Origin of the sequence: Rhizobium sp. BR 315 (assembly GCF_050577975.1) — a bacterium.
In the GTDB taxonomy this organism is placed as follows: domain Bacteria; phylum Pseudomonadota; class Alphaproteobacteria; order Rhizobiales; family Rhizobiaceae; genus Rhizobium; species Rhizobium miluonense.
Genome location: NZ_JARWKZ010000004.1, coordinates 168,928 through 182,247 on the forward strand (window position 1 = coordinate 168,928; position 13,320 = coordinate 182,247).

12 protein-coding genes and 1 tRNA gene are annotated in these 13,320 nt (G+C 59.2%); 5 read left to right on the top strand and 8 right to left on the bottom strand.

Annotated features, from left to right (window positions below; translation table 11 throughout):
- Window positions 1-86: 86 nt before the first annotated feature.
- Window positions 87-1,490, top strand: coding sequence for a Si-specific NAD(P)(+) transhydrogenase (gene sthA / locus QD409_RS06900; RefSeq protein ID WP_092845097.1), 1,404 nt, complete (start codon window positions 87-89; stop codon window positions 1,488-1,490).
- A gap of 116 nt (window positions 1,491-1,606) precedes the next feature.
- A complete protein-coding gene (locus QD409_RS06905) occupies window positions 1,607-1,828 on the top strand; it encodes an endonuclease domain-containing protein (RefSeq protein ID WP_430762318.1) in 222 nt (73 codons plus the stop codon).
- 140 nt (window positions 1,829-1,968) lie between these two features.
- Here QD409_RS06905 and tig read toward each other — a convergent pair whose 3' ends face one another.
- The 4 genes from tig to QD409_RS06925 form a co-directional block, all read right to left on the bottom strand.
- A complete protein-coding gene (tig, locus tag QD409_RS06910; protein ID WP_430762184.1) occupies window positions 1,969-3,459 on the bottom strand; it encodes a trigger factor in 1,491 nt (496 codons plus the stop codon).
- A gap of 276 nt (window positions 3,460-3,735) precedes the next feature.
- Window positions 3,736-3,820 (bottom strand) — tRNA-Leu (locus tag QD409_RS06915).
- 144 nt (window positions 3,821-3,964) lie between these two features.
- Window positions 3,965-4,576: a GDYXXLXY domain-containing protein gene (locus QD409_RS06920; RefSeq protein WP_430762185.1), complete on the bottom strand. Its 612-nt coding sequence runs from the start codon at window positions 4,574-4,576 to the stop codon at window positions 3,965-3,967.
- Window positions 4,573-5,712: a DUF2157 domain-containing protein gene (locus QD409_RS06925; protein ID WP_430762186.1), complete on the bottom strand. Its 1,140-nt coding sequence runs from the start codon at window positions 5,710-5,712 to the stop codon at window positions 4,573-4,575. The genes QD409_RS06920 and QD409_RS06925 overlap by 4 nt, the downstream gene beginning before the upstream one ends.
- An 843-nt stretch (window positions 5,713-6,555) precedes the next feature.
- Between QD409_RS06925 and QD409_RS06930 the strand changes: the two genes are divergently transcribed.
- From QD409_RS06930 to trmFO, 3 genes are all read left to right on the top strand, one after another.
- On the top strand, window positions 6,556-6,702 hold the full coding sequence (locus tag QD409_RS06930; protein WP_081615319.1) for a DUF1127 domain-containing protein: 147 nt from the start codon (window positions 6,556-6,558) through the stop codon (window positions 6,700-6,702).
- Between the two features lie 300 nt (window positions 6,703-7,002).
- Complete coding sequence (locus tag QD409_RS06935) at window positions 7,003-7,146, top strand: DUF1127 domain-containing protein (protein WP_069611985.1); 144 nt, start codon at window positions 7,003-7,005, stop codon at window positions 7,144-7,146.
- A 214-nt stretch (window positions 7,147-7,360) separates the two neighbouring features.
- Window positions 7,361-8,797: a methylenetetrahydrofolate--tRNA-(uracil(54)-C(5))-methyltransferase (FADH(2)-oxidizing) TrmFO gene (trmFO, locus tag QD409_RS06940; protein WP_430762187.1), complete on the top strand. Its 1,437-nt coding sequence runs from the start codon at window positions 7,361-7,363 to the stop codon at window positions 8,795-8,797.
- 18 nt (window positions 8,798-8,815) lie between these two features.
- Here trmFO and QD409_RS06945 read toward each other — a convergent pair whose 3' ends face one another.
- The 4 genes from QD409_RS06945 to secDF all read right to left on the bottom strand — a co-directional run bounded on the left by QD409_RS06945 (window position 8,816) and on the right by secDF (window position 13,165).
- Window positions 8,816-9,277: a hypothetical protein gene (locus tag QD409_RS06945; protein ID WP_092845085.1), complete on the bottom strand. Its 462-nt coding sequence runs from the start codon at window positions 9,275-9,277 to the stop codon at window positions 8,816-8,818.
- Between the two features lie 76 nt (window positions 9,278-9,353).
- A complete protein-coding gene (locus QD409_RS06950; RefSeq protein ID WP_430762188.1) occupies window positions 9,354-10,214 on the bottom strand; it encodes a phytoene/squalene synthase family protein in 861 nt (286 codons plus the stop codon).
- Between the two features lie 16 nt (window positions 10,215-10,230).
- Complete coding sequence (locus tag QD409_RS06955) at window positions 10,231-10,617, bottom strand: Mth938-like domain-containing protein (protein WP_430762189.1); 387 nt, start codon at window positions 10,615-10,617, stop codon at window positions 10,231-10,233.
- A gap of 4 nt (window positions 10,618-10,621) precedes the next feature.
- Complete coding sequence (gene secDF, locus QD409_RS06960) at window positions 10,622-13,165, bottom strand: protein translocase subunit SecDF (RefSeq protein ID WP_430762190.1); 2,544 nt, start codon at window positions 13,163-13,165, stop codon at window positions 10,622-10,624.
- Window positions 13,166-13,320 lie beyond the last annotated feature (155 nt).

Consider the following 13,320-nt stretch of genomic DNA (forward strand, 5'->3'; position numbering starts at 1 on the left):
ATCTGTAACATTGAGCCGCTACCGGTTGACGGACAACATGTTGCGTTGCGACATTGATTCCCTGTCCAATCATCCGAGGCTTCCCGATGGACCAATTCGATCTCCTAGTCGTGGGTAGCGGCCCCGCCGGCCGCAGAGGCGCCATTCAGGCCGCCAAACTCGGCAAGAAGGTGCTCGTCATAGAACAGGGCAAACGCGTAGGCGGCGTCTCGGTCCACACCGGCACCATTCCCTCGAAGACGTTGCGCGAAACCGCGCTCAACCTGTCCGGCTGGCGCGAACGCGGCTTCTATGGACGCGCCTATCGCGTCAAGCAGGAAATCAGCGCCGAAGATCTGCGCCGCCGCCTGCTGATCACGCTCGACCACGAAGTCGAGGTGCTGGAACATCAGTTTGCGCGCAATCGCGTGCAGCACATTCGCGGCAAAGCGAGCTTCGTCGACCCCCAGACCATGCAGGTGGTCAAGGACGACGGCGAGGTGGTCACGGTATCCGCCGCCAGCATCCTGCTCGCGGTCGGCACCAAGCCGTTTCGTCCCGATTACATACCCTTCGACAGCAAGACGGTGCTCGACAGCGACGAGTTGCTCGAGATCGCGGAATTGCCGCGGTCTATGGTCGTCATTGGTGCAGGCGTCATCGGCATCGAATATGCGACCATCTTCAGCGCGCTCGATACGCAGGTGACGCTGATCGATCCGAAATCCACCATGCTCGATTTCATCGACAAGGAGATTGTCGAGGATTTCATCTATCAGCTGCGCGACCGCAACATGAAGCTGCTGCTTGGCCAGAAGGCCGAGAAAGTGGTTCGGGAAAACGGCAAGGTCGAGCTGACGCTCGACAATGGCCGGCGCATCGTCACCGACATGGTTCTGTTCGCTGCCGGCCGCATGGGCGCGACGGATACGCTCAATCTTGACGCCGCCGGCCTTGAAGCCGACGCCCGCGGCCGCCTGAGCGTCAATCCGGAGACCTTCGCCACGAAGGTTCCGCATATCTTTGCGGCAGGCGATGTCGTCGGCTTTCCGAGCCTAGCGTCCACCTCGATGGAACAGGGCCGCATCGCCGCGCGGGTCGCCGTCGGCGCGATCGCCAAGGAGCCGCCGAAATACTTTCCTTACGGCATCTATGCCGTTCCTGAGATTTCCACCTGCGGCCTGACCGAAGAAGAGGTCAAGGAGCGGCACATTCCTTACGAGTGCGGCATCGCGCGCTTCCGCGAGACTTCACGCGGTCACATCATGGGCCTCGACACCGGCCTTCTGAAGATGATCTTTTCGTTGAAAACCCGCCGGCTGCTCGGCGTCCACATCGTCGGCGAAGGCGCGACCGAGCTGGTCCACATCGGCCAGGCCGTGCTCAACCTCAAAGGCACTGTCGAGTATTTCGTCGAAAACACCTTCAACTATCCGACGCTCGCCGAGGCCTACAAGATCGCTGGTCTCGATGCCTGGAACCGCATGGGCGATATCAAGTCAGAGATTTGAGCAATATTCCCCGGATACGGCAATTGCAGGCTGATCCCCTCTCCCCGCCTGCGGGGAGAGGGTTAGGGTGAGGGGCTATTCACGGGAACAGTCGATTGCGTGGTCCTAAACTCGTTGTGGAGCTCGATGGGAGCCAACATCTTGATAGCTCCTATGATCTAAGGCGCGACGCCTTTGTGAATCATGAGGGTTGGTCCGTGGTCCGTTTCTGGAATGTTGATGTCTTAACAACAATGACGTCAGTTCTTGAAACTATTGTTGCCATTTGCGACGGCCTGCTCACAGAGACAGTGAAAGCCCCCAATCTCCGGTTCTTTCCCACGCGAAGCAAAACATAAGTCTCTGTCGGGCCGAGAGTTCGTTGCCCCTCACCCCAGCCCTCTCCCCGCAAGCGGGGCGAGGGAGTCTATTGGGTCGGGAAAACAAAAAAGCCCCGCCGCGAACGGCAGGGCTTAATTTTAGTCCGGGAGAGAACCGATTACTCGGCGCTGTCTTCAGCAGCCTTCTTCTTCGGAGCGGCCTTCTTCTTCGGAGCGGCAGCTTCTTCGCCTTCAGCAGCAGCTTCCGTTGCTTCGGCCTTGGCAGCCTTCTTCTTCGGAGCAGCCTTCTTGGCAGCCGGCTTACCTTCTTCTTCCTCGTCGTCAGCCAGCAGCGCTTCCTTGGAGACGGTCTTGTCCGTGACGTCGACTTCGGTCAGCAGGTGATCGATGACCTTTTCTTCGAAGATCGGCGCGCGCAGGTTAGCGGAAGCGCCGGGGGTCTTGCGGAAGAATTCCAGGATTTCCTTTTCCTGGCCCGGGAACTGCTGGAGCTGAGCATAGAGTGCGCGCTGCAGTTCGTCTTCGCTGACTTCGACGCCGGCCTTTTCGCCGATTTCGGAGAGAACGAGGCCGAGGCGAACGCGACGCTCAGCGAGCTTGCGGTATTCTTCGCGAGCCTTCTCTTCCGTGGTGTCTTCGTCTTCGAAAGTCTTGCCCGATTCGCTGAGGTCGGTTTCGACCTGACGCCAGATGCTGGCGAATTCAGCTTCGACCAGCTTCTGCGGCGTGTCGAACTGGTACATTTCGTCGAGCTGGTCGAGGATCTGGCGCTTGACCTTCTGGCGGGTGACCGAGCCGTACTGGCTTTCGATCTGGCCGCGAACGATTTCCTTCAGGCGATCGGCCGATTCCAGGCCGAGCTTGGAGGCGAGCTCGTCGTTGATCTCGATTTCGCCGGGAGCTGCGACTTCCTTGACGTTGATGTCGAAGGTGGCTTCCTTGCCGGCGAGGTTCTTGGCCGGATAGTCGGCCGGGAAGGTTACGGTGATGACCTTCTCATCGCCAGCCTTGACGCCAACGAGCTGTTCTTCGAAGCCCGGGATGAAGCGGTTGGAACCGAGAACGAGCTGCGAGTCTTCGTCCTTGCCGCCGTCGAAGGCAACGCCGTCGACCTTGCCGAGATAGTCGATGGTGACGCGGTCGCCGTCGGCAGCCTTGCCCTTCTTGGTCTCGTAGCTACGGGCGCTTTCAGCGATCTTGAGGATCTGCTCGGTGACTTCGTCTTCGGCGATTTCAGCGACTTCGCGCGTGACCTTGATGCCCTTGACGGACTTCAGCTCGATCGCCGGGATGACTTCGTAGGAAAGCGTGAATTCGAAATCGGCTTCCGCAGCAAGAATCTTTTCTGCCTCTGCCTGATCTTCGGTCATGGCGATTTCCGGCTGGGTTGCCGACTTTTCGCCGCGCTCGGTGAGGATCGCCGGGGGCTGATCGCGAACGATTTCGTTGACGAGATCGGCCATGATCGACTTGCCGTAGACCTTCTTCAGGTGCGAGACCGGAACCTTGCCGGGACGGAAGCCGTTGATGCGGACCTTGTCCTTGACCTCGGCGAGGCGCTCGTTCATGCGCACTTCCATGTCCTTGGCCGGGATGACCACCTTGATTTCGCGCTTCAGCCCTTCAGCGAGCGTTTCGATAACCTGCATTGTCCTACCTTCATTCATGGCGGCCGTGCCCAGACAGCCGTTCGTTTCGATGAGCACGACGCCGGAAAATCCCGAGCGTGGCTTGGATGCAATTCTCTTTCACCTTGCAAGAGCGCCGCGCCTTCGAATGAACGCGCAAAAGGCAGCTCTATCCCGTCACGAGCCAAAACATCTTATCCCCTTCCTCTTCGAAAGAGGGATGCTTTGAGCAAGATGGCGCGCCCTGCGGCATATAGGAAGACAGGCTAGAGCCTCCCCCCGTCCACAAGACAGTGTTGGTGCGGGTAGAGAGACTTGAACTCCCACGCCTTGCGGCACCAGAACCTAAATCTGGCGTGTCTACCAATTTCACCATACCCGCGTTCCCAAAACCGCATGGCGATGCCTGCCCATGGGCCTTCCGGAGCGCGGCGTCTCTATATCACCCGTTTCAAACCACGCAAAGGAAAAATGACGGTTCCGCGACGACGCCCAAAGCTTATCGGACATAGTCGTGCAGATATCGTCAGTAGAGCGGCTCTTCATAGACGGGTTTGCCGTCCAGCAGCAGACTTCGGATATGGGCGGCGCCATCCGAGGAAACGCGAGCGGCGATTGAGACGCGCCTATCGTTGCGTGCGCTTTCGATATCGTGCCCCTGCCCCTCGGGCACATAAAAACGCTCTATACCGTAGTTTACGAACATGGTCGCCTTAGCGTCGGCTTGGTCACCATAGGAAACATAGTCGAATGGCAGGCTTTTCAAGATGACCGTGTCAGGCTTGGGCTCGAGTGTTCCGAGGGACGATTCGGCGATGCTCCAATAGCCATCGTCCTGCTTCTTCAAACGTACCGACAGAACCTGATTGCTGAGGCTCTCTTTCGGCGGTCCACCGACCAGCGTCGAGACCGGTACTCGGGAGATATCATAGTTCAAAGTGACGTAGTCGCCGCGCAGAAGATCGCGCGGATCGACGGGCGCGGTCTTCAGGATGACTTCGACGCCGCTTCGCAGCCCCCAGGCCCGCTCGCCGACCATATAAGCGAGAACGGCGGTTTGCAGGACTGCAACGATGACGGCCGCGGTCCACAGGCGACGGGCGCCGACGGCTGGGCTCCTTTCGGCTATATCGCTCATACCCGTGTCCCCTGCCCACCATTGTTGGAAAAGCGCCGTTCGAGCTGGATGACCAGCCAGGCGGCAATCGCAACGAGCACGCCTGCGACGAGGAAGAAACCGGCCGTGCCGATGATCGAGCCGATCGTCTCGCTGGCGAGATAGAGAATCTCGCAGGCAAAGACGAAGTAAGCGAGGTAGCGTACCGCGCCATTGTCACGACCACTAAGCGCAATGGCAACGACCGAGCCGACCAGCGTCGCCGCGGCCACAACGATAAGCGGCACCTTGTCTTCGACCCAGACATTATTTTCAAAGGAGCCGTTACTGATCTCGGCATGGACCAGAAAGAAACCGATCGACGCGATCAGAAATGCATAGAAGGCCGGCGCAGCTCCCGCCGTTCGCGCAAAGGGCATGAGTGGCGAGGCAGATATGCTGACGACCAGAAAAGCTACCATCCCGAGGGCTGCAAACAAGATCGCCGTAGTCAGTCCCTCATGCCGGGCAAAAAGCCAGGTCAGCCAGCCGACGAGCATGAGATAAGCCAAATGCCTGGCGAGCGGCGCATCGGCATAGCGAACAAGCGCAATCAGAACCACGGCCATCAGCGGCGGTATCCATGGCATGATTCCGTACCATTGATCGAAGTGCTCCCAGAGATAGACACCACAAAATGCCCAGGCCAGAAAGCCCGCGAGGCCGACCTGCGCTGCGGAGCGAAACAGCGCCGCCACGACGCAGGCCGCCACAAACCAGACGACCATCATGCTAAGTTCATCGCCGGACAGATTATACATCTGGCCAACCAGCGCCATGGCGCCGCCGAAACTCAAAGTGCCGAGAATCAGCAATCCGGACGCGAGGATGGAACGCCCCTGCGCCAGCAAGTATGCTGATGCGAGATAGAAGGCCCATATCATCGCCACCAGCCCGGTGAGGCGAACAATCCGCGGAAGAGCCTCCCAGTTTGCGGAAATGAACAGCAATATGGCGAGACCGAGCAGCACTGCGGCTATGATGGCCAATACCCGGCCCGCGCTGAAACTCGTCTCGCGGCCGTCATATTCGCGCAACAGGGCCTTTGCCGTCGACGCATCGACGAGACCTTTGTCGACCCAGATCTTCAGGTCCCGTTCCAGCCTGCCCCTATACATCCCCGCCCCCTTGCTGCGACTCCCCGCATAGAGAAGAGTTATCACAAATCGTCGTTCAATCGATGCGGGCCGGCGCACATTCCCAATCGACGCACTGCAAGCGAGTACGCTCTTCGTTAATACGACATTAATCGATTGATTGGTATTATAGGCATCGGTATCGCGATATCGATAAAAGATATGCGCAGACGACATACCTCTCATGAATTTATTGCGCTGCACAAAATCAAAAAATCATACTATTGATAATGCAACAGCACACGGCGGTGGCGCGCCGGGCCGGCATAAGTCGGAAGAGCCTGAGGATTGATATCCTGACCATAGAATTCGGAGCCGCACACTCCTCCTCCCAGTGCGCTCCGATGGATTGACGACACCCCTCCTCCCAGTCGTCAATCACCACAAATGACGCCCACCGCATCCTCCTCCCGCGGTGGGCGTTATTTTTTGCCCTTTAAACCGTTTTAAGCTCGTCACTGGCCGACATCAGGCACTGGAATTGGCAGAGCGGAAATCGACAAGATGACGGCAGCCATTGAGGAGTTCGACCTACTTCAAAATAGCAAGGCTGACGAAAACATGGCTCAATAGAGGCAAGCGCAAGAATGCCCCTTGAGACGCTGGGCTTGGGCCGAGATGGCGCTCGTCGTTCGGCCGCGATATGCACACAAATCAGCCATCTTCTTAGGCAAAGCGCCCGGAAGACGTGCGCCCAATGCATAGGTGACATGATGCTTTGGCGCTTTTAGTTCTTGCACCGCAGCATATATAAAGAGGCATCGGATCAACGACGGAACCAACCACGGGGCCGCGAGATCTCCAAATCCTCGAAAGGGACTGAAAATGAACCTGACCCGCTCTTTCAACAACTGGCGCAAGTATCGTCAGACCGTAAACGAACTCGGCCGCATGAGCGCCCGCGAACTGCACGACCTCGGCATCGACCGCGCCGACATTCATCGCGTTGCCCGCGAAGCCACCGGCCGCTAATCGCCGGATAGGCTTCGCCCCATAGCGATAGCCTTCTCAACGCCCGTTGCGGACCTCCGCGACGGGCGTTCTTTTTTGTCCGTTGTGCGACGCAACATGACACGATCCGCCTTGAGCCATTCGCAAGAAACGTGGCGTACAAATTCTAGGCATTGGTGGCTTTTTGGGCGTCATATTGCACAAACGCATAGCAGACGCCTTTTATTTGCACTGCACAAAAGACGGGTTTGCGCCTATATAGAATGCAATCGCTGAGGCGGTAATCGTTCCGCCCGCAACCAAGCTACTGAGGATAAGATCATGAACCCGATTCGCATTGCAAAGAACTGGATCAGCTACCGCCGCACTCTGAACGAACTCGGCAACCTTTCCAGCCAGACCCTGTCGGACATCGGCGTCAGCCGTTACGAGATCCGCAACATCGCTGCTCGTTCCTTCCGTTAATCGTTGGGAATTGCAGACTGCTTCAAGACGGCGCCCTTCGGCGCCGTTTTTGATTCCGACACTTAAAGCGCGTCGCGATCTTTCAGATTCGCTCTTTGCGTTTCAAACTGCCGGCCTTGTGCGTGTCGTTACCGCAAAACCGTGGCGCACTTTTGCGCAACATGCTTTGGCAAAGCGTTTGGATCGCCGCCCCGGTCGTGATAATGACGCGCGCATGACACAGACCAGTTCTCACTTCCCCATCCACGTCATCGGCGGCGGCCTTGCCGGCTCGGAAGCCGCATGGCAGATCGCCAATGCCGGCGTGCCGGTCATCCTGCACGAGATGCGCGGCGTGCGTGGCACCGAAGCCCACAAGACCGACGACTTCGCCGAGCTCGTATGTTCCAATTCGTTCCGCTCAGACGACGCGACCAGCAATGCGGTCGGCGTCATCCATGCCGAGATACGCATGGCTGGTTCGCTCATCATGGCATGTGCAGACAAGCATCAGGTGCCTGCCGGCGGGGCGCTCGCGGTCGACCGCGATGGTTTTTCGGCTGCGGTGACGCAGGCGATCGCAAGCCATCCGCTGATCACTGTCGTCCGGGAAGAAATCCAAGGCCTGCCACCCGCGGAATGGGACCAGGCGATCATCGCCACCGGCCCACTGACCGCACCCGGCCTTGCCAGCGCCATCCAGGCGGAAACCGGCGCCGATGCGCTTGCCTTCTTCGATGCCATCGCGCCGATCGTCTATCGCGAAAGCATCAACATGGATGTCTGCTGGTACCAATCCCGCTACGACAAGGTCGGCCCCGGCGGAACCGGCAAGGACTATATCAACTGCCCGATGGACGAAGCTCAATATAACGCCTTCGTCGATGCGCTGATCGCCGGCGACGCCGTCGGCTTCAAGGAATGGGAAGGCACGCCCTATTTCGATGGTTGCCTGCCGATCGAAGTCATGGCCGAGCGCGGTCGCGAAACGCTGCGCCACGGGCCTATGAAGCCGATGGGCCTGACCAACGCCCACAATCCCACGGTCAAGGCCTATGCCGTCGTGCAGCTGCGCCAGGACAATGCGCTCGGCACGCTCTATAACATGGTCGGCTTCCAGACCAAGCTGAAGTATGGGGCGCAGGCAGAGATCTTCCGGCTGATTCCCGGGCTCGAGAATGCCGAATTCGCCCGCCTCGGTGGCCTGCACCGCAATACCTATATCAATTCGCCGACGTTGCTTGATCGCTCGCTGGTGCTGAAGTCCCGGCCTGGCCTGCGTTTCGCCGGCCAGATCACCGGCTGCGAAGGCTATGTCGAAAGCGCAAGCATCGGACTGCTCGCCGGCCGTTTCGCCGCAGCGGAGCGTAAGGGCGAAGCGCCATTGCTGCCGCCGGATACGACGGCGCTCGGTTCGCTGCTGAACCACATTACTGGCGGGCACATCGTTTCGGACGAAGAGCCGGGCAAACGCTCCTTCCAGCCCATGAACATCAATTTCGGGCTCTTCCCTGAGTTGGAGCCAGGTTCGATCGTCAAGCCGGAGGGCATCAAGCGCTTTCGTGGCAAGGACAAGACCATCATGAAGCGCCAGCTCATCGCCAAGCGCGCCCTTGCCGATTGCGCCAAATGGCTTGGCGTGTCGGCACCTGTGCTTGCGGAAAGCGCCTGAAATCTAAAGCCTGAGATTTCAAGCCTCTGCGGGCGGCGCGTGGTGTTCAGGCCGGACTTCGTCGGCAGCGACATAATTGCCGAGCAGCCATAGCGAGACCTCGGCAGCTTCGGCTGGTGTCTTGAACTCGAATGTGCCGTTGTGATGCGGCACATCTAGAAAATCGACCGTCAAACCGCGGCCGGTTCCTGAGATCTTGGCGCGCGCCCGGCCGGGCTCGATCAGGTGGACGCTGAAATGATTGCGCACATTGCGCATGAAGCCAGCCTTGTCGTCATGCAGGCGCACGAAGACCGCCTGCCCGTCGGCCGTTGTCTGCAGCTGCCTGATCGCTTCCTTCGGGAAGGCGCGGCCGAATTCCAGAATGGCAAGGCCGGTATCGTGCAGGCCGTCTTCCTTGTTCTGCGATGCCATGCGCGTCGCGAAATAGGCAAAGAAGATGACAATCGCAAACAGTATGCACCAGACGATAATACCCATGGCAGCTCCCCCTGAAATGCAAATCAAGTGCCATCCATCTCCATAGACGGCGAGACTTGTGCGAGCTTGGTGTATTTTAGATTTTCTTTGTGATCGACGCTATCGCCATGCGCGTCTGCCGACGCCATTGCGTCAATGCCGGAGACTGATCGAAGAGACCGGCGCCGAGCTTCTGTGCCTTCTTCAAAGCAGGCTCGGCCAAGGTCGCCGGCAGAAAGGCCGGGAATACCGCCTGCGGTATGGCGCCCGCCGCCCTTGCCTTGGCCAGATGCTCGCGGCCGAGCCCCGCGAATGCCTCGATCGCCACGGAAACGCGCGCCTTGTCCCTGCCGGCGAGGAAGGAATCGCGATCGAGGCCCGTTGCGGTCAGGATCTCGAGCGGCAGATAGAGCTGGCCGCGATGACGATGGAGCGGCATCAGCAACAATAGGCCGGCAATCGCCTGTGCTACACCGGCATGGCCTGCCGCATCGGCGGAACGCTTGGCCTCGTCCGCTGATAGAACCAGGCTGGCAAGCTGGATAAGCGCCGAAGCCGTCTCGCCTGCATAGCCCTCCAGATTGCCGCGCGTCTCCATCGGATCGTCATAGAGGTCGAAGATGCGCGCGTCGATCATGTCGATCAGCGTCTGGCGCGGCAAACGGTAGTGCTCGATGGCAGTCAGAAGCTCGGCGGCGATCGGATTGGCTTCGCTCGAGCCGTGCGCCTGGCCTTCAAGAAGGTCGCGCCAGTACTGCATGCGCACTTCACCGGGCAGCGGTTCATGCACCAGATCGCGTATGCGCGCCAATTCGGCATTGAAAGCGTAAAGCGCTGCAAGCGCCGGACGCTTCTCCTCCGGCGCCAGCAGGCAGGCGAGATAGCGATCGCGGTCGGTATCGCGAAGAGTGGCGAGGCAGATGTCTCGATTGCCCCGGGGCGCGGCTGTTGTCGTCATGCTCAAGGATCCGGCGTCAAACGGCAATCAATGCGGCGGCGACGGCACGCGACTCGGACAACATGATATTGAAGGTGCGTACGGCCGCTCCCGTGCTCATCGGGTCCGACGAAATCTGTCTGGCGCGCAAAGCTGCCTTCAGCTCGGCCGGCAGTGGACGCAGCTGCGTTCCCGTGCCGACGAGCAGGACCTCAATCTGTGCGGCTTCGTCAAGCACCTTCTGGAAGCGTTCCGTTGTCAGCGCATCGCCTTCCACCATGTCCCACCCGTAAATACCGGAGGGCAGGCAAAGCAGCGAGCCGCGATGCGACATGTCGGCGAAACGGAAACCGCCATTGCCATAAGTGTCGATCGGTGCGCGCCCGGGAAAATGCGCCTTACGGATTTCTATGCCTTTTGCCAATGTATCACACCGCTGGTTTGCCTGACTGGATGTCACCGGCCGCGGGCCCATTGCTTTCACCGCCGGTCTGGAATTTGTCCGGACGCAGCTTGAACAGGATCAGCACGGGCGCCGCAATATAAATCGACGAGAAAGTGCCGACCGCGACGCCGAAAAGCAGCACGAAAGTAAACGAACGTATCACTTGGCCGCCAAAGATGTAGAGCGCGAGCAGCGCCACAAGCGTCGTCGCGGAAGTCAGAATGGTACGAGATAGTGTCTGATTGATGGAAGCATCGATCAGGATCGGCAACGGCATCTTTGAATAGCGCTTGAGATTCTCGCGCATGCGATCGTAGACGACCACGGTATCGTTCAATGAATAGCCGACGATGGTCAGGATCGCGGCGATACTGGTCATGTTGAATTCCATGCCGGTCAGGACGAAGAGGCCAAGCGTCAGGATGACGTCGTGCAACGTCGCGATGATCGCGCCGACTGCGAACTGCCACTCGAAGCGCAGCCATATGTAGACAAGGATCGCGATCAGCGCCGCAAGAACGGCAAAGGAAGCCGTTCTCGTGATCTCGCCGGATACGGCAGGCCCAACCACCTCGACGCGGGAGAAGTCGTAATCCTTGCCCAGTTCCTCGCGAACGAGGGTGACCGCAGACTGCTCCGCATTTTCCCCGCCTTCCTGCGCGTGCACGCGGACGACGGCACCCAGGCGATCGGGGAGCCGATCGACCTGCACGTTGCCTGGAATGATATCCTGAAGCCGCGATTGGATATTTGCCGGGTCGGCTACGCCCTGCCTGGCGCGAACCTCGATGATGGAGCCGCCAGCAAAATCGATGCCGAGATGCATGCCGATCGTCGCAAAGGCAACAAGCGTCGCGACCGACAAGGCCGCAGATACCGTGAACGTATAGCGGCGGATGCCCATGAAGCGGATATTGGCATTGTCGAAAATGCCGCTGCGCACGCCAACCAGCAATGTGCGCGGCTTGCGATGCGATATCCACATATCCACAAGCGAGCGCGTGACGAAGCAGGACGTGAAGAACGTGGTAAAAACGCCGACGATCAGGGTGGCGGCGAAGCCGCGCACCGAGCCGCTGCTCGCATAGAAGAGAATGGCGGCGACGATGAGCACGGTCAGATTGGCATCGGCTACGGTTGCGGCAGCCTTGTTGAAGCCGTGGCGCAGCGCGTCGACGAGAAGATGCGTCTTCTTTTCCTCTTCACGCACGCGCTCGTAAATCAGCACCAGGGCATCCAGCCCGATACCGATGATCAGGACGATGGCGGCGACACCCGGCAGCGTCAGCGCTATGCCGAGCAACCCCATGATCGCCACCACCATGATGATGTTGATGATCAGTGAAATGGTCGCGACAACACCGAGCAGGCGATAGAAGCCGATCATCAATGCGGTCACGAAAGCCGCGGCGGCGATGCAGGCTATGATGCCGTAGCGTGCGGTATCGCTGCCAAGGCCAAGCTGAATAGTCCGTTCCTCGGCCGTGGTCAGCGTCGCAGGCAGCGGCCCGCTCTTGAGCATGACAGCCAGATCTTGGGCGCCTCTGGCCGCGAAGTCCCCGGGAATGTCGACTTCACCTGTTGCGATCACCGTTTTCAGCGCGGCGCTCGAGATAACCTGATCATCGAGCACCACGACGATGATTCTGCCGAGATTGCTTGCCGTCGCCTGCGCGAAACGGTGCCCCGCTTCCTGCGTCAGCTTGACGGAAACCGTACCACCGCCATTCTGGCCGTTCGCCACGGCAACAGCATCGGCGAAATCCACGTTGGAGAGAACCGGCTGCCTTTGTACGAGATAGCTGACTGGCGGATCGTCCTCGGAAAACATGATATCGGAGCCGGCCGGCGGATGGCCATCCATGGCGTTCTGAACCGACATCGATTGATCGACAAGGCGGAAGCTGAGCTTGGCGGGCTGGCCAAGAAGGTTCTTCAGCCGCTGCGGATCGGCGAGGTCGGGCACCTGCACGATAATGCGATCGCTTCCCTGGCGGCGGATCAGGGGCTCGCCTACACCCAGCTGCGCGATGCGGTCGCGAATAACCTTGATCGAGCGAGCGATTGCCGAGGACACATGGCTGTCGATATCGACGTCGGTAATATCGAGCGTCATCGCGCCATTCTCGCCCTGAGAAAGCTTGACAGCCGGCTTATCCGAGCCGGCAGTGAGCGGCTGCAATGCCGTCACGGCAGCTTGAACCTGTGCAGGGTCGTTGACGCGAAGCTGAATCTTGCGGCCGGTTCCGGTCAGACCGGAATAGGCGATGTTGACGGTGCGTAACCGCGTCGCGATATCGCCGACGATAGATTCGAGGCGATCCTTCTCGACGTCGTCGCGTTCGATCTTCAACAGGAGATGCGAACCGCCGCGCAGATCGAGCCCGAGCTCGATCTTTCTATGCGCCCACCAGGAAGGAAGAGAGGAAAGGGTGCGTTCGCCAAGCAGATTGGGAACGGCAAGGAGCACGCTCAGGAGAACGGCGAACCAGATCAGGGTGGTCTTCCACCAGGAGACGTGCAGCATCGCTCTCTCGAATTTGGGCTTCTCTACTGCGCCCCTCCTTCACCGAGGATTGCGAAGGGCGCAGTAACACCTTGAATTTGTGCATAGTCCTGCAAGAAAGTCGATTCCGATTTTCGAGGACATGCACTGTCAGGCGAGCTGCCTGCGCGTGAGAA